Below are 26,008 nucleotides of genomic sequence, written 5' to 3'. Positions count from 1 at the left end.
ACTCGTCGAGGTCGAGCCGGCGTCAGCTCAGCTCTCGGCGATGCCGTCCAGGCGCTTGGTGGCCGCCTCGAAACCGCTCACCAACTCACCGATGATGTCGGCGACCGGGCGGATCTCGTTCATCCGGCCCACAATCTGACCGACCGGCATCGAGACGGTGTCGGGGTTGTCCGACTCGTTCATCCGCTGGTGGGCCTCGCTGACCAGGATGTTCTGCAGCGGCATCGGCAGCGGTTCCGGTGCGTCCGGGGCGTCCCAGGCATCGGTCCACTTGGTCTTGAGCAGCCGGGCCGGCTTGCCGGTGTAGATCTTGCGACGGACGGTGTCGGCGGTGGTGGCCTTGAGCAGCGCCTCCTGGATCGTCGAGGTGCCGCCGGGCAGGCGATGCCCGAGGTCGTACTCGGCCGAGGTCAGGAACGCCGAGCCCATCCACACCCCCGACGCTCCGAGGGCGAGCGCCGCGGCCACCTGCTTGCCGGTGCCGATACCGCCGGCGGCCAGCACCGGGGCCTTGCCGTCAAGGGCGTCAACGATTTCCGGCCACAGCACCATCGAGCCGATCTCACCGGTGTGCCCACCGGCCTCGTGCCCTTGGGCGACGACGATGTCGACGCCGTTCTCGACGTGCCGCAATGCGTGCTTGGCGCTGCCGGCCAGCGCGGCCACCGGAACCCCGGCGGCATGCGCCTGCTCGATCACGTCGTTTGGCGGCGAACCAAGGGCGTTGGCGATCAGCTTGATCGGGTGCTTCAAGGCCACCTCGACGTGGCTGCGCGCCACCGAGTGCAGCCAGCCCAGCACGCCCTCGTTGCGCTCCTCGTCCTCGGGCAGCGGCGGAACCCCGAGATCGGCAAGGGTTTTCGCGACGAAGTCGCGGTGGCTCTGCGGGATCAGCTTGTTGATGTCGACGGCCGTGCCCTCGGTGGGGATCTTGGCCGGCATCACGACGTCGACGCCGTAGGGCTTACCGCCGGTGTTGGCGTCCATCCACTGCAGGACCTCTTCGAGGTCGTCGGCGTCGTTGAACCGCACGCAGCCCAGCACACCCAGACCACCGGCCTTGCTGACCGCAGCGGCCACCTTCTCCGAGGGGGTGAATACGAAGATCGGGTATTCGATCCCGAACCGTTCGCAGAGTTCGGTTTTCATCTATTTCGCTCCCACGTGATTGGCGTGCACGTCATCGGCCGCACGTTCTTCGGTGGTGTCCTTGGCCCACCGGTAGTCCGGCTTGCCCGCGGGCGAGCGCTTGACCTCGTCGACCAGCCAAAGGCTGCGCGGCACCTTGTAACCCGCGATCTCGCTGCGCACGAACGCATCGAGCTCGGCCAGGGTCGGGCGGGCACCCTCGCGCGGCTGCACGACGGCGGCGACGTGCTGACCGAAGCGCTCGTCGGGCACGCCGACCACCAGCGCGTCGAACACGTCCGGATGACCCTTGAGCGCGGCCTCGACCTCTTCGGGGTAGATCTTCTCGCCACCGGAGTTGATCGACACCGAGCCGCGGCCCAGCATGGTCACGCTGCCGTCGGCCTCCACCTCGGCGTAGTCACCCGGGATGGCGTACCGGACACCGTTATAGGTGCGGAAAGTCTCGGCGGTCTTCTTCTCGTCCTTGAAGTACCCGACCGGGATGTGTCCGCACTTGGCGATGATGCCGCGCACGCCGGATCCCGGCTTGACCTCGTTGCCGTCCTCGTCGAGCACCTTGGTGTTCTTGTCGATGGTCACGCGCGGGCCACCGGTGTGCGACTGGCCCTTGGCCACGATGCTGGTGCCACCGAAGCCGGTCTCCGACGAGCCGATCGAGTCGGTGATGATCCGGTTGGGCAGCAGCTCGAGGAACTTCTCCTTGAGGCTGGTCGAGAACAGCGCGGCGGTGCTGGCGAGCAGGAACAGGCTCGACAGGTCGTACTCCTTGCCCGCGGCCTGCGCGGCCAGCAGCGAGTCCAGCAGCGGGCGGGCCATCGCGTCGCCCGTGAAGAACAGCAGATTGACCTTGTGGTCATGGATCGTCTGCCACACCTCGTCGGCGTTGAACTCCGGTGCCAGCACCACGGTCTGGCCGGAGAACAGCGACATCCAGGTGGCCGACTGCGTGGCGCCGTGAATCATCGGCGGGATGGGCAGCCGGATCATCGGCGGGTTGGCCACAGCCTGCTTGGACAGGTCGTACTCGTCGGCAACGGGCTCGCCGGTGGCGAAGTCGGTGCCGCCGAACAGCACTCGGTAGATGTCCTCGTGGCGCCACATGACACCCTTGGGGAACCCGGTGGTGCCGCCGGTGTAGAGCAGGTAGATGTCGTCGGCGCTGCGCGGGCCGAAGTCGCGCTCCGGTGAGCCCTGCGCCAGCGCATCCTCGAAGGCCACGCCGCCATAGCGCTGGAAGTCGTCGTCCGAACCGTCCTCGACCGCGAGGATGGTCTTCACGTTCGGCGTCTCGGGCAGCACGTTGGCCACCCGGTCCGCGTACCGGCGCTCGTGGATCAGCGCGACCATGTCGGAGTTGTCGAACAGGTACTTCAGCTCGCCCTCGACGTAGCGGAAGTTGACGTTGACCAGGATGGCGCCGGCCTTCACGATGCCCAGCATCCCGATCACGATCTCGATGCGGTTGCGGCAGTACAGGCCGACCTTGTCGTCCTTCTTGACGCCCTGGTCGATCAGGTAGTGGGCCAGGCGGTTGGCCTTCTCCTCCAATTGGCCATAGGTCAACTGCTCATCGCCACAAATCAGCGCGACACGGTCCGGCACAGCATCGATGGCGTGCTCGGCAAGATCAGCAATATTCAGAGCCACAGAACCTAAACTAGAACGTGTTACATTTCGAGACAAGTCTGGGTTGAGAATGCATAGGAGCCGACACCCGTGAGCGATACCGAAAAAGGGCCTGACGCCCTTATTGAGCAGCGCGGACACACTCTGATCCTGACGCTGAACCGGCCGGAGGCGCGCAACGCGCTTTCCACCGAGATGCTCTCGATCATGGTCGAGGCCTGGGACCGCGTCGACAACGATCCGGAGATCCGCACCTGCATCCTGACCGGTGCCGGCGGGTACTTCTGCGCCGGCATGGACCTCAAGGGCGCGACCAAGAAGCCGCCGGGCGACTCCTTCAAGGACGGCAGCTATGACCCGTCGCGCATAGACGGCCTGCTCAAGGGCCGCCGGCTGACCAAGCCGCTGATCGCCGCGGTCGAGGGCCCGGCCATCGCCGGCGGCACCGAGATCCTGCAGGGCACCGACATCCGCGTCGCCGGTGAGAGCGCCAAGTTCGGTATCTCCGAAGCCAAGTGGAGCCTGTACCCGATGGGCGGGTCGGCGGTACGCCTGGTGCGCCAGATTCCCTACACCATCGCCTGCGACATGCTGCTGACCGGACGGCACATCACCGCCGCCCAGGCGCTCGAGTACGGCCTGATCGGTCATGTCGTTCCGGACGGCACCGCGCTGGAGAAGGCCCTCGAGATCGCCGAGGTGATCAACAACAACGGCCCGCTGGCCGTGCAGGCCATCCTCAAGACCATCCGCGAGACCGAAGGCATGCACGAAAACGAGGCGTTCAAGCCCGACACCGCCAACGGCATCCCGGTGTTCCTGTCCCAGGACGCCAAGGAGGGCCCGCTGGCCTTCAAGGAGAAGCGCGCGCCCAAGTTCCAGATGAAGTAGTTCATACCCAGATAGCCAAAACTGAGGCCCTGCTCGATATTTCGAGCAGGGCCTCAGTTTTGTGTGTTCAGCGCCAGTGTCCGGGCGGCGGCGGTCCCCAATGCCCCGGCGGCGGGGGCGGCGGGCCCCAGAACCGCGGGGGTGGCGGCGGCGGGCCCCAGAACGGCGGCGGGGGCGGAGGCGGCGGCCCCCAGAACGGCGGCGGCGGAGGCAGCGGTGGCGGTGGTGGCGGCGGGAACAGCGGCGCGGGGACCGCCGACATCACGCTCGCCGGAGCGGGAGCCGACGCCGGTGCCGCATTGGCCTGGCCGGCTATCCCGATGGCCCCGGCCAGCAGCGCCCCACCCAGCATCACTCCGCTCAACACGCTTCGCCCAGTCAAATGTCGTGCCATCTCGTGCACTCCTCTAATCGTCGCGTCACATCCCCCGATATTGCGAGACTATCTAATTAGATTCACTATGCGAAACCCGTGGATGTCTTGCACAGCGAACACTTAACTGGGACATAGGAATACACAGCCCACACGGCCGCCGGGTCAGGCTCCCAGCGGTGCCGTGGGGGTGAAGACGACCGGCATGGCCTCAGGCCCGCTGACGAAGTTGGCCGGACGCAACGGCAGTGCCTTGTCGTCGGCCAACCGCAAGTCGGGCAACCGGGTGAGCAGCCGGTCGAGCATCAGCCGCAGTTCCAGGCGAGCCAGCTGATTGCCGAGGCAGAAGTGCGTCCCGAAGCCGAAAGCCAAGTGACTGTTGGGGTTCCGGTCGATGCGGAACTCGTCGGGGTTCTCGAATACGGCCTCGTCGAAGTTCGCCGACTCGAACATCAGCATGATCTTCTCGCCGGCCTTGAGGTCGGTGCCGTGGAACGTCGTGTCCGCGGTCAGGGTGCGGCACATGTTCTTCACCGGCGAGGTCCAGCGCAGCGTCTCCTCGATGGCACCGGGCAGGGCTTCCCGGTTCGTGACGAGCGTGTCCCACTGATCGCGATGACGCAGCAGCTGATCGGTCCCGCCCGAGAGCGTGTGCCGCGTGGTCTCGTCGCCGCCGATCAGGATCAGCAGGGTCTCCATGACGATCTCGTCATCGCTCATCCGCTGTCCCTCGACTTCGGCGTTCACCAGGATCGAGAACAGGTCGTCGGTCGGCTCGGCGCGCCGCTTGGCGATCACCTCCATGGTGAACGCGGTATAGGCGGCGAACGTCTCCATCAGCATGTTGATGGCGGTCTCGTCGAGATGCGAACTCAACCCACAGACCAGGTCGTCCGACCACTTCAGCAGCATCTCGCGCTCGGTGGGCAGGACCCCGAGCATGTCGCCGATCACCGCCATCGGCAGCGGTGCGGCGATGTCGCGGACGAAATCGCATTCCCCGCGTTCGCAGACGGCGTCGATCAGGGTGTCGCACAGGCTCACGATCGACGGCACCTTGTCCATCACCCGCTTACGGGTGAAACCGGAGTTGACCAGCTTGCGGCGCAGCACGTGCGCCGGGTCGTCCATGTCGATCATGTAGGGCATGCCGGGCTGGTCGGGACGGATACCGCCGGAACTGGAGAACAGCTCGGGGTTGCGTTCGGCGTCGAGGACGGCCTGATAGGTGGTGGCCGCCGCGAGTCCGTTGCGGTCGCGGAACACCGGCTCGTTGGCCCGCATCCATCGGTAGGCCTCCCGAGCACCGCCGTCGGCGTAGAAGTTGCCGTTGGTGAAGTCAACATCGGGCTTGGGCAGTACCTGGGTCACGAAATCTCCTTGGCGTCAGCGAACGTCATTTGCACATTGCGAACCGAACTGGACAACAGCGCCCGCTTGGGCAGGCCCAGCGCCGCGAGTTCTGCCGCGTACGGGTGATCGCCGAGCCGGATTCGGACCCCGCCCGGCCGGTAGCGCACACCGGAAAGCCGCATCTGGCCTTCGGTTTCGCGCAGGACGCCGTCGAGGTAGGAAAAGGTGGACTGCACCTGAGGTTTGGCGGTGAACGCCGAGGGCACCGGCAGGCCGGGCTTGAAATCCATCCCGACCGCCATCTGACCGTCGACGCTGACCTCGAATCCGAACGGCTCACCCTCGTGAACGGTAAAGTCCGCCAAGACTTTCGGGTAGCCCCAGATCTGGCGACCGGCCTGCAGCGTGAACTCGCCGTCGACCGGGAGGTGGTGCACCAAGGCGCCCGCCGAACCCAGCCCGCGCAGGCCTGAGGAGTCCGACCCCGGCCGGTTCACCATGACGTTGGTGCCGTACTCCAGGTACGGGCCCAGATCGCCGTCGATGTAGCGCATCAGCATCAGCACCACGATGGCCCGGTGGGGCCGATGCCGGTACACGCGCAGGCCGCTGTAATCGATCATGCGCTGCGCGGCATCGGCGTCCACCGAGAACATCGCCATGTGCTGTTCGGCGGTCCGGATCTGCACCGGCATCGTCAGGACGGTGCCGAGCACGGTGTGTTGCGAGGGCCCGGAGGCGGGAGCGCTGTGACTCACGCCATAAATCTAGAACCTCGAGTAGACAGGTTGCAAGAAAGTGTCTACTCGGGTCAGTGATCCGCCGCGAGAGCCGCAAGGTCACGGATCTGCTCGACGGAGCGGGCGCCGACGACCATCATGGTCACGCCCGACGCCTCCCAGGCCTTGATCTGCTCCTTGACGTAGTCGAGGTTGCCGACGATCGCCGAATCGTCGACCAACTCATCGGGAATGACCTTGGCGGCTTCGTCTTTGCGGTCACTGCGGAACAGCTTGGTGACGTCGTCGACGACCTCCGCGTAACCCATGCGGCGGTAGACCTCGGCGTGGAAGTTGGTGTCCTCAGACCCCATGCCGCCCATGTACAGCGCCAGGTGCGGCTTCATGAGCTCCATGATCGCCGGCCGATCGTCGGTCACCACTACCTGTGCGGTGGCGCAGATCTCGAAGGTCTCCCGGGTACGGCGCGCCCCGGGGCGGGCGAAGCCCTCGTCCAGCCACTCGTTGTACATGCCGGCGATGCGCGGCGAGTAGAAGATCGGCAGCCAACCGTCGGCGATCTCGGCGGCCAGCGCGACGTTCTTGGGCCCTTCGGCACCCAGCATGACCGGGATGTCGGCGCGCAGCGGATGGGTGATCGGCTTGAGGTTCTTGCCCAGCCCGGTGGTGCCCTCACCAGTCAGCGGCAGCGGGTAGTGCGGGCCGTCGCTGTGGACCGGAGCCTCCCGCGCCCAGACCTGACGCAGGATGTCGATGTACTCACGGGTGCGGGCCAGCGGCTTGCCGAACTTCGCGCCATACCAGCCCTCGACCACCTGCGGCCCGGACACACCGAGGCCGAGGATGTGGCGGCCGCCGGAGAGATGATCCAGCGTCAGTGCGGCCATCGCGCACGCCGTCGGGGTCCGCGCCGACATCTGGATGACCGAGGTCCCCAGCCGCATGCGAGTCGTCTCGCGGCCCCACCAGGCCAGCGGGGTGTACGCGTCCGAACCCCAGGCTTCCGCGGTGAACACGGTGTCGAAGCCCTCCGCCTCGGCGGCCGCGACGAGTTCGGCGTGGTTGGTGGGCGGCTGTGCGCCCCAGTATCCGAGCTGCAGACCCAACTTCATTTAGATTGCCTTCCCACGTGTCCTTGCCACGATTGTTAGAACCTGTTCTACTCGATGTGTGACAGCCAGCCAAAGCAGCCCGGCCTCGACAGATCACCGCGAGCCGCCTCTTTCCGCGCCACTGAAACTGTCTTTTGACTACACCCGTTCAGTGGGCCCTCTGCTCAGTCAGTTCTTCACCGCCCTGCGTGAGCGCCGGATCGTCGGCGTGCGCGGGTCGGACGGACGTGTGCACGTGCCACCCGCTGAGTATGACCCGGTCACCTATGAGGCGTTGACCGAGGTCGTACCGGTCGCCAGCGTCGGGACGGTGTTGTCCTGGACCTGGCAGCCCGAGCCGCTGCAAGGCCAGCCGCTCGACCGGCCGTTCGCCTGGGCGCTGATCAAGCTCGACGGCGCCGACACGCCACTGCTGCACGCCGTGGACGTCGCCGAAGGTGAGCTCAGCACCGGTGCCCGCGTGCACGTGCACTGGGTCGACGAGCCGGTGGGTGCGATCACCGACATCGCGTACTTCGTCCCCGGCGAGATCGCCGAGGACGTCCCCGCGGTGGCGACCGATGACCGTGACCCCGTGACCATGCTGGTGGTCCCCTCGGCCATCGAGATCCAGCACACGGCTTCCCGCCCCGAGAGCACCTATCTGCGGGGTCTGCGCGACGGCAAGCTGCTCGGTGCGCGCACCGGCGACGACGGCAAGGTGTACTTCCCGCCCAAGGAAGCCGATCCGGCTACCGGCCAGGAGCTCGACCAGTTCGTCGAGCTGGTCGACAAGGGCACGGTCACCACGTTCGCGATCATCAACATCCCGTTCGCCGGCCAGCGCATCAAGCCGCCATACGTCGCGGCCTACGTGCTGCTCGACGGCGCCGACATCCCGTTCCTGCATCTGGTCACCGACATCGACGCGTCCGAGGTGCGGATGGGCATGCGGGTCGAAGCGGTGTGGAAGCCCCAGGAGGAATGGGGTCTCGGCATCGACAACATCTCGCATTTCCGGCCGACGGGTGAGCCCGACGCCGACTACGACAGCTACAAGCACCACCTGTAAAGGGATCACATGTCTTCTCGTGAAGTAGCCGTCGTCGGTTTCGCGCATGCGCCGCATGTGCGCCGTACTGATGGCACCACCAACGGCGTCGAAATGCTGATGCCGTGTTTCGCCAGCCTCTACGAAGAGCTCGGTCTGCAGCAGACCGACATCGGCTTCTGGTGCTCGGGTTCCTCCGATTACCTTGCGGGCCGGGCCTTCTCGTTCATCTCGGCGATCGACTCGATCGGCGCGGTTCCGCCGATCAACGAATCGCACGTCGAGATGGACGCGGCCTGGGCGTTGTACGAGGCCTATATCAAGATCCTGACCGGCGAGGTGGACACCGCGCTGGTCTACGGCTTCGGCAAGTCCTCGGCAGGTGTGCTGCGCCGGGTGCTGGCCCTGCAGACCGACCCGTATACCGTCGCGCCGCTGTGGCCGGATGCGGTGTCGCTGGCCGGACTTCAGGCCCGCTTCGGCCTGGATGCCGGCAAATGGACCGCCGAGCAGATGGCCCAGGTCGCGCTGGATTCGTATGCCGCGGGCGGCCGCACCGACCGTGAGCAGGTCACCGGCAGCATCAGCGAACTGCTGGACCGGCCGTACTTCGCCGATCCGCTGCGCCGCCACGACATCGCTCCGATCACCGACGGCGCGTCGGCGATCGTGCTGGCCGCCGGCGACCGGGCGCGCGAACTGCGCGAAAACCCGGCCTGGATCACCGGTTTCGAGCACCGCATCGAGACCCCGGTGCTCGGTGCGCGCGATCTGACCGTCTCGACCTCGACCGCCGCGTCGGCTCAGGCCGCCACCGGCGGTGACGTGAGCTCGATCGAGGTGGCCGAGATCTACGCCCCGTTCACCCACCAGCAGCTGATCCTCACCGAGGCGATCGGGCTGGGCGAGAACACCAAGATCAATCCCTCCGGCGGCGCGTTGGCCGCCAACCCGATGTTCTCGGCCGGTCTGGAGCGCATCGGTTTCGCCGCACAGCACATCTTCGACGGTTCCGCCGGACGCGTGCTCGCGCACGCCACCAGCGGCGCTGCGCTGCAACAGAATCTGGTCGCGGTCCTGGAGGGCAAGAACTAATGGCTAACAAAGCAGCGGTCCTCGGAACGGGCCAGACCAAGTACGTCGCCAAGCGGCATGACGTGTCGATGAACGGGCTGGTACGCGAGGCCATCGACAAGGCGCTCGCCGATTCCGGTTCCACCATGGCCGATATCGACGCCGTGGTGGTCGGCAAGGCGCCCGACTTCTTCGAGGGCGTCATGATGCCCGAGTTGTTCATGGCAGACGCCACCGGCGCCACCAACAAGCCGCTGATCCGCGTTCACACCGCGGGTTCGGTGGGCGGCTCGACCGCGATCGTCGCGGCCAGTCTGGTCAAGTCCGGCAAGTACCGCCGGGTGCTGACCATGGCCTGGGAGAAGCAGTCGGAATCGAACGCCATGTGGGCGTTGAGCATTCCGGTGCCGTTCACCAAGCCGGTCGGTGCCGGCGCGGGTGGCTACTTCGCACCCCACGTGCGCGCCTACATCCGGCGTTCGGGCGCACCGGACCACATCGGTGCCATGGTGGCGGTCAAGGACCGGCTCAACGGCGCCCGCAACCCGCTGGCTCACCTGCATCAGCCCGACATCACGCTGGAGAAGGTGATGGCCTCGCAGATGCTGTGGGATCCGATCCGGTTCGACGAGACCTGCCCGTCCTCGGACGGTGCGGCCGCCATGGTCATCGGCGATGAGCAAGCAGCGGATGCTCGGGTCGCCGAGGGGCAGCCGGTGGCCTGGATCCACGCCACTGCGCTGCGTACCGAACCGCTGGCCTATTCCGGTCGGGACCAGGTCAACCCGCAGGCCGGTCGCGACGCCGCGGCCGCACTGTGGCGCGATGCCGGAATCACCAGCCCGATCGACGAGATCGACGTGGCCGAGGTGTACGTGCCGTTCTCGTGGTTCGAGCCGATGTGGTTGGAGAACCTGGGTTTTGCCGCCGAGGGCGAGGGCTGGAAGCTCACCGAGGCCGGCGAGACGGCCATCGGCGGGAAGATCCCGTTCAATGCCTCCGGCGGTGTGCTCTCGAGTAACCCGATCGGTGCGTCCGGCATGATCCGGTTCGCCGAATCGGCCATCCAGGTGATGGGCAAGGCCGGCGACCACCAGGTCGAGGGCGCCCGCAAGGCGCTCGGTCATGCCTACGGCGGTGGCGCGCAGTACTACTCCATGTGGGTCGTGTCATCGGACAAGCCGGCAGACAAATGACGCGGCCGACGAGCGCTCGCGCGAGGAGCCATCGATGATGAAGTACACGCTCAGCGTGGCCATGGGCCCGCTGGAGCACCTGACCGGATTGGCCAGCACTGCCGAGGAAGTCGGGTTCGATTCGATCGCGCTGCCCGACTCGCTGTTCTACATGGAGAAGCAGGCCGCGGACTATCCGTACACCCCGGATGGCTCGCGGATGTGGAACGCCGAAACGCCGTGGGTCGATCCGCTGATCGCGGCCGCCTCGATGGGTGCGGTCACCTCGACGCTGCGGTTCTACACCAACGTGATGAAGCTCGGGTCGCGTAACCCGCTGCTGCTGGCCCGGCAGGTCGGCTCGGTGGCCAACCTGACCAACAACCGGTTCGGGTTCGGCGTCGGGATCGGCTGGGCACCAGAGGAATTCGAATGGTGCGGGGTGCCGTTCGCCAAGCGCGGCGCCCGGGTCGACGAGATGATCGAGGTGCTCAAGCTCGTGCTCGGCGGCGGCATGGTCGAGTTCCACGGCCAGTTCTACGATTTCGAGCGCTTGCAGATGAGTCCGGCCCCGTCCAAGCCCGTCCCGTTCTACGTCGGCGGGCACACCCCGGTCGCCCTCAAGCGGGCGGCCCGGGTCGGCGACGGCTGGACCAGCGCGATGATGACGTGCGCGCAACTGGCCGAGACCGTGACGGCGATCAACAAGCTGCGGGCCGAATACGGCCGGGCTGACGAGCCGTTCGAGTTCCAGGCGGTGTGCATCGACAAGTTCGATCTGGACGGGCATCGTGAACTGGCCGCGGCCGGCATCACCGACAACATCGTCATCCCGTGGATGCTCGAGGGCCTGGGTTTCGACGCTCCGCTGGAGAAGAAACAGGATTCGCTCAAGCGATTCGCCGATACCTACATCCACTCGGGCTGGCAGGACTGACATGACCATCACCGATCCTGCGCACCCAGCCCACTTGGCGGGCAAGCGATCCCGAGACGCGGTTGCGGCCCGGGACAAGCAGGCCTGGCTGGACAATTTCGCCGACGACGCGATCGTCCAGGACCCGATCGGACCCTCGTTCTTCGATCCGGAGGGCAAGGGTCACCAGGGCAGAGAAGCCATCGCGGCGTTCTGGGACAAGGCCATCGCCCCGACCGACAACCTCGAGTTCAACTTCGTCGACACGTTCCAGTGCGGCAACGAGGAAGCCAACATCGGCAGCATCGTCACCACGATGGGCGGACACCGCATCACCACTCCGGGTGTGTTCACCTATCGGGCGAACGAGGCGGGACAGCTGGTGGCCTTGCGGGCGTACTGGGAAGTGGACCGCGCGAGCGCCGAGAAGGTCGAGGGCTAAAGCTCGGCGAGCCCCGTGAGGTAGCGCTGGGCCAGCTCCCGGTACGCCGCCGGGTTGGTCTGCACCCACACCTGGGCGCCGGTGCCCGCGATAGGTCCGCGGATCTTCGCGGGTGCACCGGTGACCAGCACCTCGTCGGGAATCTTGGTGCCCCCGACCACCAGGGAATGCGCGGCGATCAGGCTGCGCCGGCCGATCACCGCCCCGTCGAGCACGGTGCAATGGTTGGCGATCAGGGCGTCCTCGCCCACATGCGCACCGTGAACGACGCACATGTGGGCAACCGTCGCGCCCGGACCGATATCGACCGGGATCCCCGGTGGCGCATGCAGCACCGAACCGTCTTGGACGTTGGCACCCTCGCGAATGACGATCGGGGCGAAGTCGCCTCGCAGCACGGTGTTGAACCACACCGAGGCGCCCGCCTCGATCGTCACGTTGCCGATCAAAGTCGCCGTCGGGGCCACGAACGCACTTGGGTCGACCACGGGCGCCCGGCCCTCGAACGAATACAGCGGCATCGTCCACATATACCGCAGGAAACGGGCCCTGGCGCGGCGGCGCGTACCCTGAACAGTAATTATGTCGCTCACGACACCCAATCGCCTCAGATCCCTGTTCACCACCGGAATTGCCGTCGCCGTCATCGGGACGGCCGCCGCCTGCAGCCCGGCCGAAGACTCGCCGCCCACGCCGTGGGCCCCTACGCCGACCTCTTCGTCGCCGGCTTCGCCGCCGAAGTCGTCGAAATCACAGCCATCGGACTACAGTCACCTGCTGTTGCAGGCCGAGGACGTCAGCATTCCGCCGGACACGTTCACCGCCCGCTCCAGCAACGTCAATCCGGACGGTCAGTCCGGGGCCAGCGCGCTGTTCGTCAACACCGACGACACCCGGGCGATCGCCGACACCATCCTGATCTACCCGGACGCGGAAACCGCGTCGGCGACGCTCAAGCAGGCCTCTGCCGCCGTCAGCACCATGGTGACCGGTGGCCCGCCCCAGCCGGTGCCGATCGGTTCGAACGGCTCCGTCATCTCGGGGATGGCGCCCGACGGCTCCAAGGCCGTGACGCTGCTGATGTACACCCAGGGGCGCGCCGTAGTGCGTCTGGAGTTCGACAGCAACCCGGATGATCCGGTGTCACCGCAGACGGTGGCCAGTGTCGGACGGATGCAGCAGATCGCTCTGCGAATCGGACTTCCGGAGCGGGAGTAAAAGCCGTTCACCACGGGTATGCCCCAGGTCACGCCTCAATTATTGCCATCGGGGAGCAAAAAACTGTAACGTGTTCTAGTTAAGAGCACCGATACGGGAGGCCCACCGTGACTACCGAACATGCCGGCATCAGAGAGATCGACACCGGCGCCCTGCCAGACCGCTATGCGCGGGGTTGGCACTGCCTGGGACCGGTCAAGAATTTCCTTGACGGTCAGCCTCACTCCGTGGAGATCTTCGGCACCAAGCTGGTCGTGTTCGCCGATTCCAAGGGCGAGTTGAAGATTCTCGACGGCTACTGCCGGCACATGGGCGGTGACCTGTCGCAGGGCTCCATCAAGGGCGATGAGGTGGCCTGCCCGTTCCACGACTGGCGCTGGGGCGGCGACGGCAAGTGCAAGCTGGTGCCTTACGCCAAGCGCACTCCGCGGCTGGCCCGCACCCGGGCCTGGCACACCGATGTGCGCGGCGGCCTGCTGTTCGTCTGGCACGACCACGAGGGCAACGACCCGCAGCCCGAGGTTCGGATCCCCGAGATCCCGGAGGCCGCCAGCGACGAGTGGACCGAGTGGCAGTGGAACTCGATGCTGATCGAGGGCAGCAACTGCCGCGAGATCATCGACAACGTCACCGACATGGCGCACTTCTTCTACATCCACTTCGGTCTGCCGACGTATTTCAAGAACGTCTTCGAGGGCCACATCGCCTCGCAGTACCTGCACAACGTGGGGCGTCAGGACATCGGCGGCATGGGCACCCAGTACGGCGAGTCCCACCTGGACTCCGAGGCCTCGTACTTCGGGCCGTCGTTCATGATCAACTGGCTACACAACAACTACAGCGGCTACAAGGCCGAGTCGATCCTGATCAACTGCCATTACCCGGTGACCCAGGACTCGTTCATGTTGCAGTGGGGTGTCATCGTCGAGAAGCCGAAGGGCATGGACGACAAGACCACCCAGAAGCTGGCCAACGCGATGACCGACGGTGTCAGCCAGGGCTTCCTGCAGGACGTGGAGATCTGGAAGCACAAGACCCGCATCGACAACCCGCTGCTGGTCGAGGAGGACGGCGCGGTCTACCAGATGCGTCGCTGGTACCAGCAGTTCTACGTCGACGTCGCCGACATCACCCCCGATATGACCGACCGTTTCGAGATGGAGATCGACACCACCGCGGCCAACGAGAAGTGGCATGTGGAAGTCGAGGAGAATCTCAAGAATCAGGCGGCGCAAAAAGAAGCCGCGCAGTCGAGCTGATGACCAAACGCAACGAGCGGAGCCAGGCCCCCGACGTCGAGGACCTGGCCCGCTCGATGCTGCTGTTGCACGGCGGCCACGATGACGACGATCATCACGGCGGCGGGGGCGCGGGCCCGTCCGGTGGATCATGGGCCAAGGCACCGACTTTCGCGTCCGACCCGGAACGCGCCGCGGCGGTACGCGAATCGAGTGCACGCGACCGCGAGCGTTATCTGACCTCGGGCCTGGTATCGGTCGATTGCCGGTTCTGCCATGTGTCCGTGCAGGTGAAAAAGCTCAGCGCAGAACATACTTCGGTGCAGTGGTCCACCGAAGCGGTGCAGCGCTGCGCCACTTTCGAAGAAATCCGATCACTCGGTGGGGATCCGGCCCGGGCCCGGTCATGCCCGCGGTTGAGCGACAGCATCAAACACGCCGTCGCCGAGGGGTGCCTGGAAGAGGTTTCCTCGGCCCCCTCCCCCGGCGACGGCTGATTTCTCTCGCGCGATTTGTGCACGATTTTCCGCGGCTGCCGCGGAAAATCGTGCACAAATCACATAACCGGGCTAGAGGCCCTTGAAACGCTCCTTGACCGCCTCGTCGGTCAAGCCGTAATCGGCCAGTGAGTACGTGTGCTTGGGCGCTCGAGGGCCCTGCTTGCTGGCGTTGTGACTGTCGATCATCGCCTGCCGGGCGGCTTCGGTGACCTCCAGGCCGAACCGGCGATAGATGCCTTCGACCGCACCGATCGGGTCCTTGATGAACTCGAAATAGTCGACGTCGCAGAACTGGGCCGGATCATGCTTGGCCCGTTCGGCATTGAACAACTCCAATCCGCGAGACCAGGTCTCCATGGCGTCTTCGCCGATCACGTTGCCGGTGAAGGTGTTCGACCAGCCGGCGGTCGTGTGCTGGGACAGTGAGCACATCGAGGCCATGATGGTCTCCGCCGGCCGGTGACACTGGACCACCAGTGCGTCCGGATACGTCGCGAACAACGCATCGAGGGCGAACAGATGGCTGGGGTTCTTGAGCACCCAACGCTTTTCGGGCTCGTTGAGACCGATCAGCTGTAGGTTCTTCCGGTGCCGCTGGTAGGGCTTGGTCCAGTCCTGACGGGCCAGCCACTGCGAGTAGGTCGGCACATGCGCCAGGGTCTCGTAGGACACCGAGTGCAGCGACTGCCGCAGCAGCTGCCAGCATTCCTCGACCTCATCCGCGGTCATGTAGTGCAGGCCGGTGTAATCCGGGTTCTCCTCGTGCGCCTGCTTGAACCGGGCGTCAAGTGAACTGAAAACCGGGTTGTCCGGCCAGGTTTCACGCGGCGGCCGAGGCTGCGGGAACTCCGCCAGCCACATCTCCAAACCCTGATGCCTCGGATCCGCGGCCAGCAGCCGGTGGATCACCGTGGTCCCGGTACGTGGCAGGCCCGTGACGAAGATCGGGCGCTCGATCGGCACGTCGACGTGCTGCGGATGCTGCTTGAACGCGGCTTCCGACACGAGACGGGCCACCAGCGCATTCCGGGTGAAGAAGCGCTGCATCTTGCTGCCGAGCTCGGTCAGATCGGCGTCGCGCTGGTAGGACTCCAACAGCACGCCGAGCGCTTCGATGTAGTTGTCGTCGTCGGTGCCGAAATCGTCCAGACCACAGGCCTTCACCGCCGAGGCGTGCAAGTCCTCGACGGTGCCCACATTGGTGCGCGGGGTCATGGCTCGACCCCTTCTCGCTCCGGTCCTCGCTCGTACCTCGCTGCGATCCTCACTCGTCGTCGCCTTCGCGTCATGCCTTGTACTCCCCGCAGTTGACGTCGAGGGCCTGGCCGGTGATGCCACTGGACAGGTCGCTGGCCATGAACAGGATGGCCGAGGCCACCTCGTCCTCGGTCGGCAGCCGCTTGAGGTCCGACCCGGCCGCCGAGGCGTTGTAGATCTGTTCGACGGTGGTGCCGTACTTCTGGGCCTGATGGTTGAAGTATCCCTCCAGGGTCTCACCCCAGATGTAGCCGGGCAGCACGGAGTTGACCCGGATCCCCTTCTCCCCCAGCTCGGTGGCCAGGGTCTGCGACATGGACAGCAGGGCGGACTTGGCCATCTTGTAGGCGCCGTACTTGGCCTGCGAGTGCCGCACGACCATCGAGTTCACGTTGACCACAGAGCCTTTGGCAGCCTCCAGCGCCGGAGTGAAACCCTGGGTCATGCGCAGGGCACCGAACACGGTCAGCTCGATGGCATCCCGCATGTGCTCGAAGGTGGTGTTCGCGAACGGCTTCATCGACGGCACCCGGAACGCGTTGTTGATCAACACGTCGGCCTTGCCGTACTCCTCCATCGTGCGGGCCACCACGTTGGCTACCTGCTCCTCGTCGGTGATGTCGGTGCCCACCGCGAGCGCGCGACGACCCAGGGCCGTCACCTCTTTGGCCACGTCCTGCAGCCGCTCCACCGTTCGGGCGGCCAACACGACGTCCGCACCGTTTTCCGCACATCGGCGCGCCAGCGTCGTCCCGAGCCCGGGCCCGACGCCGCTGATGACGACGACTTTGTTCTCCAGAAGACCTGACATGTCTACCCCAGCATCCGGTTGGCGATCTGATTCTGACGCAGCGCAATTCGGGCTCGCCAGTCCTGCTCTGAGATCTTGTTTTGCTCGTAGTACGGAAGTTTCGAGGCCACCGCGTCCAGATCGACGAGCTCGACCGTCGGGCCGTCCGCCTCGGTGAGCTCACGCGAGAGGCGCTGCCACCGGAACTGCAGGTAGCCCTTGCCATGGCCCAGCGTCTCGCACCAGTTGGTCACGCCGGGATTGGCATCCGAGACCACGATGCGGATCTTGCCGTCCGGATCGGCTTGCGCCTGAGTGCCGTTGAGCGAGGTCTGGTGGTTGATGTAGTCCAGCGAGATGTACCAGAGGCTACCGAGCTGGAAGCCCAGATAGGGGGCATCCGGCACCGGCAGCGTGAGGATCATGGCCTGGTCCGGCGTCATGTCGTAGTGCCCGACCGACGAGTACTGGGTGGCGAGCCCGCCGGGCGTCAGCCGCGGCGCCACCATCGTGTTGACCGGCAGGTTGTTGTAGAACCACTGCGGGAACTGCAGCCAGGTCTTCACCCGCTGCACGAGTTGCTTGCCCGCCACCGCGTAGCGCTTCTCGATCAGCTCCTTGGTCAGGGGCGCCGGCGCCGTTCCTGCCGTGTCGGTGCGCGAGACGCTGATGTAGCCGCGTTCGGCCGACCAGTCGTTGTAGACCTCGCGGATCAACAGCTGCGACGGTGAGGACGGGGTGAAGCGGTATTCGAAGGTGCCGTCGGCCGCGATGTCGAGTTCGCGGTCGTCGAAGGCGGCCTGGCTGGCCGGCACGTTCTCGTCGGTGTACTCACCACCGAGGATCTGGAAGCTCAGATCGGTGGTGGTACCGCGCTTGCCGGTGACGACGAACTCGTGCCCGGGCTGCACGCGGGTACCGAAGTACAGGGTGTCGGGGTTGTCGAGGGCCATCTTGGTGAACGGTCCCGTTCCGCTGTGCAGGAACGGATGGTCGCGGTCGTAGTCGAACCCCACGTGCGTGCACGCCGCGATGCAGCCGGCCAGGTATTGCAGGCCTTCGAGGAGATCGGCCTCCGAGGAGATGAAGGGCGCGGTGGTCACCAGGTGTTCAGCCTCGGCGATGGCGTCGGCCAGTGGTTGTGAGTACATCTCAGCATCTGCTCTCTCGGTCCAATATTGGACCGCAGTGGTAGAGTTTCCTACCCGACACTAGAACGCGTTCCAATTCGAGTCAACGCCCCTGGGAGGGACCGATGCCTGACCCCGAACCAGCGGGCCGCGCCTCACCGCCCACCGCCCGAGTGGTGGCCATCCTGGAGTTCCTGTCCCGCCATCCGCAGCAGAGGTTCGGGCTGTCCGAGCTCACCCGCCGGGTCGGGCTGAGCAAGCCGACCTGTCTGGGCATCCTGAGCACACTGGTCGACGCCGGGTACCTGATCCGCGACAGCGGCGACAAGACATACCGCCTTGGGCCGAGCTTGATCACACTTGGGCACGCAGCCCAGGAATCGATGCGCGTCAACCCGGCGGCCCGCGCCGAGTTACACGCACTGTCAGCGACTTTCGACACGTCCGCGGGCCTGACCGCGGTGGTCGACGACCGGATCACCGTGCTCGAGGTAGTCGGTCCGCAGGGCCGCGATCCCGGCGTGCGGGTGGGCCAGAGCTATCCGTTCGCTCCGCCCGTCGGGCTGATGTTCGTGCTGTGGGACGACGACGCGCTGCGGGCCTGGCTGGCCAAGGCACCGACCATCCCGCTGCGCACCGAATCCGCCCGGCTGCAGCGCGTGATCGAAAACTGTCGCGCAGACGGGTATCTCGTGGAACGGCTAACCCCCGGTGGCCGCAGGCTCTACGCGTTGATGGCCGGAATGTCGACCAACCTTCCCGACGAACTGCGCGCACTCCTCAGCGAGCTGGTCTCCGACATCGGCGAGCGGGTATATCTGCGTGACGAGGGTCCCGGCGGACGTACCCGACATGACATCAGCGTCATCTCGGCACCGGTGTTCGACCATTACCGACGTCAGGTGATGGCGGCCTCACTGCACATCGGAACCGCCTTGACGGACAAGGAGATCACCGACCGGGCCCGGGCGCTGGTGGCGACGGCCGACGCGTTGACCGCGCAACTGGGCGGGGTCAAGCCGGCGCACTGAGGCCCGTTGACTCAGAAGTTGTTGCAGGTGTCGAAAGCCGTTTGCAGCAGCCCGAGATACTGCTGATTGGCCGGATAGCTCACGATCGCCTCCGCCATGCGCTGGCGTTGTGCAGTCGGCGCCGCCAGGAATTGACGCAACGCTGATTGCGCCATCGGCGAGTCACTCGCCCTGGCATCCTGCGCGGTGAGAGCGGCCATCACCTGCGGATAACTACAGGTGGTGTTCACCGCCGAGTCCAGGTTGGGATCAGCCGATGCGACGCCGGCGCCGACACTCAGCGCGAACCCGATCCCGCTGGCGGCGACGACAAGTTTGACCGGTAATGACCTCATCGTGTGGTTTCCTCCTCCCCTCCCCCGATGTCCGGACTCTACTCGTCCTCGCTTCGGCCGCTGCGGTTTTCATAATTTGCTGACAGCACACTTCCGCTTGTATTTGACTAACGAAATAGTTTGCCGACGGAGACCTGAAGGGCAGCGATCAGTCACTCTCGGGCTTGAGGAACAGCGATCGCACCACCGAGCGGGGGGCTGTCTCCCGCAGCAACGAACTCGCCGGCCGCTGCCGCACCTTCTGCGGCCACCAGAACCAGCGGCCCAGCAGCGCCGCGATCGACGGTGTCATCAACGCGCGCACCACCAGGGTGTCCAGCAATAGGCCGATGCCGATGGTGGAGCCCACCTGCCCGATGATCCGCAGGTCACTCGCGACCATGGACATCATCGTGAACGCGAACACCAGACCCGCGGCCGTCACCACTTTCCCGCTCCCACCCATGGCCCGGATGATGCCCGTGTTGATCCCGGCGCCGATCTCCTCCTTCATCCGGGACACCAGCAGCAGGTTGTAGTCGGATCCCACTGCCAACAGGATGATCACCGACATCGCGAGCACCAGCCAGTGCAGATGTATGCCGAGGATGTGCTGCCAGATGAGCACGGAGAGCCCGAAGGCCGCACCGAGTGACAGCGCCACCGTTCCCACGATGACCAACGCCGCAATCAAGCTTCGGGTCATCAGCAGCATGATGATGAAAATCAAGCACAGTGCCGCCACGCCCGCGATGAGCAGATCGTAGGCGGAGCCATCGCGCATGTCCTTGAATGTTGCCGCGGTCCCGGCCAGGTAGATCTTGGCGCTTTCCAGTGGAGTGACCTTCAGCGCCTCTTCAGCGGCTCGGACTATGGCGTCGGCCCGAGCGATGCCTTCCGGCGTCGCGGGATCCCCACGGTGGGAAATGATGAACCGAACCGATTTTCCGTCTGGCGAGAAGAACAGATCCATGGCACGTCTGAAGTCTTCGTTCTGCAAAACTTCGGGCGGCAGATAGAAAGTGTCATCATTTCGGGCGGCGTCGAAGGCTTGGCCCATCGCGGTGGCGTTCGCGCTCATCTCCTCCATGAGGTCGAAAGTGCCCATCATGGTGCTGTGCATCGTCAGCGTCATCGCGCGCATCGACCGCATGGACGCGATCATCGGTGGGAACTGCCTGATCAGCTGGGGCATCAGAGCATCAAGCCGGCCGGTTTCGTCCACCATGTCGTGGACCTGGTCGACGACCGCATCCACCGAGTCGAGCGCATCGAACACTGACCGGAACGACCAGCAGAATGGTATGTCGAAGCAATGCGGCTCCCAATAGAAGTAATTGCGAACCGGTCGCCAAAAGTCATCGAAATCCGCGATATGGTCGCGCAGCTCCTTGATGTCCGATTCCAGCTGACGCATGATCTGCGTCATCTCGTGGGTGTTGGTCACCATTTTTTGCGTCACGGCCAGCATGCGATTCATCAGATTGATCAGCGTCGTTATATCGTCCGCCTGCTTGAGCAGATCGCCCATCTGGTTACGTTGGAAAGGCAACAATTGCTTCTGGTTGGCGTTCTGCAGACTGAGCAGGAACGGTATTGATGTCCGGTTGATCGGGTTGCCCTCTGGTCTCGTTATGCCTTGGACCCGCGAAATGCCGGGCACCGCGAAGACCGCTTTCGCCAATTTGTTCAAAATCAGCAGGTCGGCCGGATCACGCATGTCGTGGTCTGCCTCGACCAGCAAGAGGTCCGGTGTCATGCGGGACTGGGAAAAGTGCCGTTCGGCCGCCGCATACCCCAGATTCGCCGGAATGTCCGCAGGTACGTACAACCGGTCGTTGTAACTGGTGCGGTACGCCGGCAGGGCCAGCAATCCGATCAGCGCGATCACACAGGCGGTGATCAGGATGGGCGCGGGCCAGCGGACAATCGCTGTTCCCAACCGGCGCCAGCGACGGACGATGATCCTGCGCTTGGGTTCGAACAACCCGACCCGACCGCCCACGGCGAGCACCGCGGGGATCAGCGTGAGCGCCACCACGACCGCGACCACCATTGCCACTGCGGTGGGAATACCCATGGTGTGGAAGTACGGCAGCCGGGCGAAACTCAGACAGAAAATCGCTCCAGCGATGGTCATCCCGGAACCCAGAACCACCTTGGCCACGCTTCGGTATGTGGTGTAAAAGGCGGCTTCCCGGTCTTGCCCGGCCTGCCGCGCCTCCTGATAGCGCCCGAGGAAGAAGATGCCGTAGTCCGTCCCCACCGCGATGCCCAGCGATACCAGCAGGTTGACAGCGAACGTCGAGAGCCCGATGACCCCGTGGTCGCCCAGCAGTGCCACCACTCCGCGAGCCACTTGTACCTGTATGCCGACCATGACCAGCAGCAGCACCGCCGTCACGATCGACCGGTAGACGAGCAGCAGCATGGTCAGGATCACCACCAGCGTGACGATCGTGATCTTGATGATCGATTTGTCACCCGCGTGGTTCATGTCCGACACCAACGGAGCGGGGCCGGTGACGTAGGTCGTGATTCCCTCCGGTGGCGGTGTCCGCGCGACGATGTCGCGCACCGCTGCGACGGATTCGTTCGCGAGCGACTCGCCTTGGTTGCCGGCCAGATTCACCTGGACGTATACCGCCCTGTTGTCGGCACTTTGCACGGCGGTGGCGGTCAGCGGATCACCCCAGTAATCCTGGATGTGCTGCACGTGCCGGGTGTCAGCCTTCAGCTGCCGAATCAGTTCGTCGTAGTAGCGGTGTGATTGCTCGTCGAGAGGCTGCTGCCCCTCGAGGACGATCATCGCCACACTGTCGGAATCGGATTCGCCGAAGCTCGTCCCCATGCGTTGCATCGCCTGGAACGACGGAGCGTCTTTGGGGACCAGTGACACCGAGTACTGCCGTCCGACCCTTTCGAGCGAAGGTACGGCAAACGTCAGGACCGCGACGATCAGCAGCCAGGCCACGATGATCAGCGCCGCAAACCGATGGATCGTCCGCGCGACGCGCGATCGCGGCGGCCCGGTGATCATCGGCTGGTCGGTCATGCGGCCTCCAGCGCGGGAGACATCGTCATCAAGATCCGCGTTCTTCGGGCTTCAACAGCAGGGAACGCACCAACGGCCGCGGTCCGGTGGAACGCAGCAATGCACTGGCGGGACGCGGGCGCACTCGCAGTGGCCACCAGAACCACCGGCCCAGCAGGGCGGCGATCGACGGGGTCATGAACGCGCGCACGATCAAGGTGTCGAAAAGCAGGCCGATACCGATGGTCGATCCCACCTGACCGATGGTCCGGACGTCGCTGGCCAGCATCGCCAACATCGTGGAGGCGAACACCAAACCCGCGGCGGTCACCACCTTTCCGCTGCCGCCCATGGCGCGGATGATCCCGGTGTTGATCCCGGCGGCGATTTCCTCTTTCATTCGCGACACCAGCAGCAGGTTGTAGTCCGAGCCGACCGCCAGAAGAATGATCAGTGCGATGGCGAGCACGATCCAGTTCAACTGGATTCCGAGGATGTGCTGCCAGATCAGCACCGACAGACCGAATGCCGCACCCAGCGAGAGTGCCACCGTCCCGACTATGACCAACGAGGCCACGAGGCTTCGGATCATGATCAGCATGATGATGAAGATCAGGCACAACGCGGCGATACCGGCGATCAGCAGATCGTAGGTGGAGCCGTCCACTTGATCTTTTGCCATCGCCGCGGTGCCCGTCAGATAGATCCTGGCATTCTCCAGCGGAGTTCCCTTGAGCGCCTCCTCCGCCGCGGTCTTGATCGGATTGACCCGTGCGATGCCTTCAGGTGTGGCTGGATCACCTCGCTGGGAAATCAACAGGCGCACCGACTTTCCGTCCGGTGACAGGAAGACATTCATCACCCGCTTGAAGTCGGCGTTCTTGAAGACTTCCGGAGGCAGGTAGAAGGAGTCGTCGTTCTGTGCGGCGTCAAACGCCCGGCCCATGGCCGTGGCGTTGTCGCTCATCTCCTCCATCTGGGAGAAGATCCCCGACATGGTGGTGTGCATCCCCAACAACACGCTGCGAGTGCTCTGCATCGTCGCAATCATCGCCGGGAACTGGGCCATCATCTGGGGCATCAACAAGTTCAGCTGATCGAGGTTTCCGAGCAGCTGGTGCATCGTCACGGTGACCTTGTCCACCCCGTCCAACGCTTCGAACAGAGACTTGATGGACCAGCAGATCGGAATGTTGTAGCAATGCGGTTCCCAGTACAGATAGTTGCGGACCGGCCGCCAGAAGTCATCGAAGTCCGCCATGTGATCTCGGAGCTCGTTCGTGGTGGCTTCCAACTCATGGGTCTTGCCGACCAAGCTGTTGGTGGTCGCCGCGAGCTGTTGCATGAGGCCGTACATGCGCTGCATCACGCCAACCGTCTTCGTGATCTCGTCGGCCTGGGTGACCAGGTCATTCATCCGAGCCTTCTGGAACGGCAGGAGCTGAAGCTGACCGGCGTTGGAGGAGCTGATGAGAAACGGGATCGTGGTGTGTTTGAGAGGAATACCTTCCGGACGGGTGACCGCCTGGACTCGGGATACGCCGGGAACGGCCAGAACCCCTTTGACCAATTTGTTCAGAATCAAGAAGTCCGCGGGATTGCGGAGGTCGTGGTCGGCTTCGACCAACAGGATGTCGGGCGCCATCATCAGCGACTGCGGGAAATGCCTTGCCGCAGCCTCATACCCGGCATTGGCCGGAATGTCTTTGGGTAGGTACTTCTGATCGTTGTAGCCAGGTTGATACGCCGGGAGCGCCAGCAATCCGATGAGTGAAACCGCGCAAGTGGCAACGAGAATGGGTGCAGGCCATCGCACGATCGCCGTGCCCAATCGACGCCACCGCCGGGCAATGATATTGCGCCTCGGTTCGAACAGCCCAATTCTGCTGCCTACGGCGAGTACGGCCGGAATCAGCGTCAGCGCAACGCAAACCGCGACGATCATACCGAGAGCACAGGGAATACCGAGGGTTCGGAAGTAGGGTAGCCGGGTGAAGCTCAGACAGAACACCGCACCGGCGATGGTCAGTCCTGAGGCCAGCACGACCTTGGCGACGCTGCGGTAGGTCGTGTAGAAGGCCGTCTCCCGATCCTCGCCGGCCTGTCGCGCTTCCTGGTAACGGCCGACATAAAAGATGCCGTAGTCGGTTCCGGCCGCAATCCCAAGGGTCACAAGAAGATTGACGGCATAGGTGGACAATCCTAGGAGCCCGTGATCGCCGAGTAGCGCGATCACCCCTCGGGCGACCTGCAATTGCATCCCGACCAGCAGCAATAGGATCACAGCGGTGAAAATCGACCGGAAGAAGAACAGCAGCATGGCCAGGATCACGCTGAGACTCAGCCCGGTGACCAACAGCACTGTCCGGTTTCCACTCTCGCTCAGGTCCGCCACGATCGCCGCGGGTCCGGTCACATAGGCTTGGACTCCCGGCGGGGCCGGAGTGCGATTCACGATGTCCCGGACCGCTTGCAGCGACTCGTCGGACAGCGGCTGGCCAAGGTCGCCCGACAGGCTCATCTGGACGTATACCGCTTTGTTGTCGGCACTCTGCGCGGCCCCGGCAGTGAGCGGGTCGCCCCAGAAATCCTGGACATGCTGGACATGGGCGGTGTCCGCCTTGAGTTGGCGAATCAGCTCGTTGTAGTACCGGTGAGTCTCATCGCCGAGGGGCTGCTGACCTTCGATCACGATCATCGCCACACTGTTCGACTTCGACTCGCCGAAACTGTTGCCCATACGTCGTACCGCCTCGAACGACGGCGCGTCGGTGGGGATGAAGGAGACGGAGTGCTCCTTCTCGACCTGTTCGAGGGGCGGAACGAACGCGCCGAGGACGTAGGCGATCACCAGCCACAGCAGGATGATCGGCACTGCCAGCGAACGGATCACCCGCGCCACCCGCGGTGGCCGGGTCGAGAGCGGCCGGCTCGTCATGCGGCCTTCAGAAGACAGTAGGTGAACGCCTTCTCGCCCTCGCCGACGCGCTCGGCCTTGACTTTGTTGTCCACGGTGATGCGGCATCCGATGCGGTCGGTATCGCCCTGCGCGATGACGTTGACCATCGCCGTCGCCTCGGTCATCGGGAACTTCAATGACCAAGGCAAGCTTGCGTTTTCAACAAACTGCGGCTCGGCGTCGACGTCGAAGTAGCTGATGTTCGCCACTGTGCCGGGCGGGCCGAAAACCTCGTAGACCAGCTGTTTGGGGTCGTAAGGCTTGCGCTCTTCGAGCTCGGTGTCGGCATATGCGGGGCGAGTTTGGGATCCGAAAACTCCATGCAGCCGCATCACGGTGAACCCTCCCGCGATGAGGACCACCAATATGACCAGCGGAATCCACAGCCGCTTCAGAACCCGCAATTCACGAACCCCCTGAATCCGTGGCGCCGTCCGGACCATCCCCGCCTCGGGAACGGACGATGCACGTAGCCCACCACGCCCCAGATGCCGACGCCCCCAGTGCGGTTGGCCGTCGCGGCCAGCCATCATAGGGAGCTACAGCAAACATAAAGCAGCTCGTGCGGGATGGTCCGAACATGTCGAGTACAGCATGCGAAAGACCTCCATATCGGCCCATTCCCAAGGTGATACGGGATCGTAATGCATTGG

At 64.7% G+C, this 26,008-nt stretch carries 24 protein-coding genes; 10 read left to right on the top strand and 14 right to left on the bottom strand.

Annotated elements, in window-relative coordinates:
* Nucleotides 1–27: 27 nt before the first annotated feature.
* Nucleotides 28–1,149: an NAD(P)H-dependent flavin oxidoreductase gene (locus tag K6L26_RS05850; RefSeq protein WP_036391748.1), complete on the bottom strand. Its 1,122-nt coding sequence runs from the start codon at nt 1,147–1,149 to the stop codon at nt 28–30.
* Nucleotides 1,150–2,799 carry an acyl-CoA synthetase gene (locus K6L26_RS05845; RefSeq protein ID WP_043368335.1) on the bottom strand — a complete coding sequence of 550 codons (1,650 nt, stop codon included), beginning with the start codon at nt 2,797–2,799 and terminating at the stop codon, nt 1,150–1,152. It abuts the gene before it with no gap.
* A gap of 69 nt (nt 2,800–2,868) precedes the next feature.
* Between K6L26_RS05845 and K6L26_RS05840 the strand changes: the two genes are divergently transcribed.
* Entirely contained in the window at nt 2,869–3,669 is an 801-nt protein-coding gene (locus K6L26_RS05840; RefSeq protein WP_019345119.1) for a crotonase/enoyl-CoA hydratase family protein, read from the top strand.
* Nucleotides 3,670–3,736: 67 nt separating this feature from the next.
* On the opposite strand, the gene K6L26_RS05835 is transcribed toward K6L26_RS05840, so the two are convergent.
* From K6L26_RS05835 to K6L26_RS05820, 4 genes are all read right to left on the bottom strand, one after another.
* On the bottom strand, nt 3,737–4,063 hold the full coding sequence (locus K6L26_RS05835; protein WP_131722078.1) for a hypothetical protein: 327 nt from the start codon (nt 4,061–4,063) through the stop codon (nt 3,737–3,739).
* A gap of 144 nt (nt 4,064–4,207) precedes the next feature.
* Nucleotides 4,208–5,413, bottom strand: a complete 1,206-nt coding sequence (locus tag K6L26_RS05830; RefSeq protein ID WP_064894028.1) for a cytochrome P450 — start codon at nt 5,411–5,413, stop codon at nt 4,208–4,210.
* Nucleotides 5,410–6,090, bottom strand: a complete 681-nt coding sequence (locus tag K6L26_RS05825) for an acetoacetate decarboxylase family protein (protein WP_051752798.1) — start codon at nt 6,088–6,090, stop codon at nt 5,410–5,412. The genes K6L26_RS05830 and K6L26_RS05825 overlap by 4 nt, the downstream gene beginning before the upstream one ends.
* Before the next feature lie 116 nt (nt 6,091–6,206).
* Nucleotides 6,207–7,247, bottom strand: coding sequence for an LLM class F420-dependent oxidoreductase (locus K6L26_RS05820; RefSeq protein WP_019345714.1), 1,041 nt, complete (start codon nt 7,245–7,247; stop codon nt 6,207–6,209).
* A 58-nt stretch (nt 7,248–7,305) separates the two neighbouring features.
* Between K6L26_RS05820 and K6L26_RS05815 the strand changes: the two genes are divergently transcribed.
* From K6L26_RS05815 to K6L26_RS05795, 5 genes are read left to right on the top strand one after another with little or no spacing between them, the layout of a single operon-like run.
* Nucleotides 7,306–8,298 (top strand): Zn-ribbon domain-containing OB-fold protein, encoded by a 993-nt coding sequence (locus K6L26_RS05815; RefSeq protein WP_036391738.1) that lies wholly within the window; start codon nt 7,306–7,308, stop codon nt 8,296–8,298.
* Between the two features lie 9 nt (nt 8,299–8,307).
* Nucleotides 8,308–9,372 carry a thiolase family protein gene (locus tag K6L26_RS05810; protein ID WP_064894027.1) on the top strand — a complete coding sequence of 355 codons (1,065 nt, stop codon included), beginning with the start codon at nt 8,308–8,310 and terminating at the stop codon, nt 9,370–9,372.
* Nucleotides 9,372–10,547, top strand: coding sequence for a thiolase family protein (locus tag K6L26_RS05805; protein ID WP_019348372.1), 1,176 nt, complete (start codon nt 9,372–9,374; stop codon nt 10,545–10,547). Before K6L26_RS05810 ends, K6L26_RS05805 begins: the two co-directional genes overlap by 1 nt.
* 37 nt (nt 10,548–10,584) lie before the next feature.
* Complete coding sequence (locus K6L26_RS05800) at nt 10,585–11,463, top strand: TIGR03619 family F420-dependent LLM class oxidoreductase (protein WP_064894026.1); 879 nt, start codon at nt 10,585–10,587, stop codon at nt 11,461–11,463.
* Between the two features lies 1 nt (nt 11,464).
* Nucleotides 11,465–11,884, top strand: a complete 420-nt coding sequence (locus K6L26_RS05795) for a nuclear transport factor 2 family protein (RefSeq protein ID WP_043370616.1) — start codon at nt 11,465–11,467, stop codon at nt 11,882–11,884.
* On the opposite strand, the gene K6L26_RS05790 is transcribed toward K6L26_RS05795, so the two are convergent.
* On the bottom strand, nt 11,881–12,405 hold the full coding sequence (locus K6L26_RS05790; protein WP_036392875.1) for a gamma carbonic anhydrase family protein: 525 nt from the start codon (nt 12,403–12,405) through the stop codon (nt 11,881–11,883). The two genes, K6L26_RS05795 and K6L26_RS05790, sit on opposite strands and share 4 nt — an antisense overlap.
* A 61-nt stretch (nt 12,406–12,466) precedes the next feature.
* On the opposite strand from K6L26_RS05790, the gene K6L26_RS05785 reads away from it, so the two are divergent.
* The 3 genes from K6L26_RS05785 to K6L26_RS05775 all read left to right on the top strand — a co-directional run bounded on the left by K6L26_RS05785 (nt 12,467) and on the right by K6L26_RS05775 (nt 14,837).
* Nucleotides 12,467–13,102 (top strand): hypothetical protein, encoded by a 636-nt coding sequence (locus K6L26_RS05785; protein WP_064894025.1) that lies wholly within the window; start codon nt 12,467–12,469, stop codon nt 13,100–13,102.
* Between the two features lie 107 nt (nt 13,103–13,209).
* The gene (locus tag K6L26_RS05780) at nt 13,210–14,361 is read left to right on the top strand and encodes a 3-ketosteroid-9-alpha-monooxygenase, oxygenase component (protein WP_036391722.1); all 1,152 of its coding nucleotides are present in this window, start codon (nt 13,210–13,212) and stop codon (nt 14,359–14,361) included.
* Entirely contained in the window at nt 14,361–14,837 is a 477-nt protein-coding gene (locus K6L26_RS05775; protein WP_064894024.1) for a hypothetical protein, read from the top strand. Before K6L26_RS05780 ends, K6L26_RS05775 begins: the two co-directional genes overlap by 1 nt.
* A gap of 72 nt (nt 14,838–14,909) precedes the next feature.
* Here K6L26_RS05775 and K6L26_RS05770 read toward each other — a convergent pair whose 3' ends face one another.
* From K6L26_RS05770 to K6L26_RS05760, 3 genes are all read right to left on the bottom strand, one after another.
* Entirely contained in the window at nt 14,910–16,055 is a 1,146-nt protein-coding gene (locus K6L26_RS05770) for a sulfotransferase family protein (protein WP_085143234.1), read from the bottom strand.
* Nucleotides 16,056–16,125: 70 nt separating this feature from the next.
* Nucleotides 16,126–16,908 carry an SDR family oxidoreductase gene (locus K6L26_RS05765; protein WP_019348446.1) on the bottom strand — a complete coding sequence of 261 codons (783 nt, stop codon included), beginning with the start codon at nt 16,906–16,908 and terminating at the stop codon, nt 16,126–16,128.
* A 2-nt stretch (nt 16,909–16,910) separates the two neighbouring features.
* A complete protein-coding gene (locus tag K6L26_RS05760) occupies nt 16,911–18,038 on the bottom strand; it encodes a hypothetical protein (protein WP_064894022.1) in 1,128 nt (375 codons plus the stop codon).
* 104 nt (nt 18,039–18,142) lie between these two features.
* Between K6L26_RS05760 and K6L26_RS05755 the strand changes: the two genes are divergently transcribed.
* A complete protein-coding gene (locus tag K6L26_RS05755; protein WP_043370697.1) occupies nt 18,143–19,048 on the top strand; it encodes an IclR family transcriptional regulator in 906 nt (301 codons plus the stop codon).
* A gap of 11 nt (nt 19,049–19,059) precedes the next feature.
* Here the strand turns inward: K6L26_RS05755 and K6L26_RS05750 are convergent, their stop codons facing one another.
* From K6L26_RS05750 to K6L26_RS05735, 4 genes are all read right to left on the bottom strand, one after another.
* Nucleotides 19,060–19,383 (bottom strand): hemophore-related protein, encoded by a 324-nt coding sequence (locus tag K6L26_RS05750; protein WP_064894021.1) that lies wholly within the window; start codon nt 19,381–19,383, stop codon nt 19,060–19,062.
* Between the two features lie 148 nt (nt 19,384–19,531).
* A complete protein-coding gene (locus K6L26_RS05745; RefSeq protein ID WP_047036179.1) occupies nt 19,532–22,417 on the bottom strand; it encodes an MMPL/RND family transporter in 2,886 nt (961 codons plus the stop codon).
* Nucleotides 22,418–22,445: 28 nt separating this feature from the next.
* A complete protein-coding gene (locus tag K6L26_RS05740) occupies nt 22,446–25,334 on the bottom strand; it encodes an MMPL/RND family transporter (RefSeq protein WP_064894020.1) in 2,889 nt (962 codons plus the stop codon).
* Nucleotides 25,331–25,798, bottom strand: coding sequence for an MmpS family transport accessory protein (locus K6L26_RS05735; protein WP_019346792.1), 468 nt, complete (start codon nt 25,796–25,798; stop codon nt 25,331–25,333). The genes K6L26_RS05740 and K6L26_RS05735 overlap by 4 nt, the downstream gene beginning before the upstream one ends.
* Nucleotides 25,799–26,008: the final 210 nt, after the last annotated feature.

It is taken from the genome of Mycobacterium farcinogenes (assembly GCF_019739075.1).
GTDB lineage: Bacteria > Actinomycetota > Actinomycetes > Mycobacteriales > Mycobacteriaceae > Mycobacterium > Mycobacterium senegalense.
The sequence above is the reverse complement of the archived record's forward strand: the minus strand, read 5'-3'. Positions and strand labels throughout refer to the sequence as shown.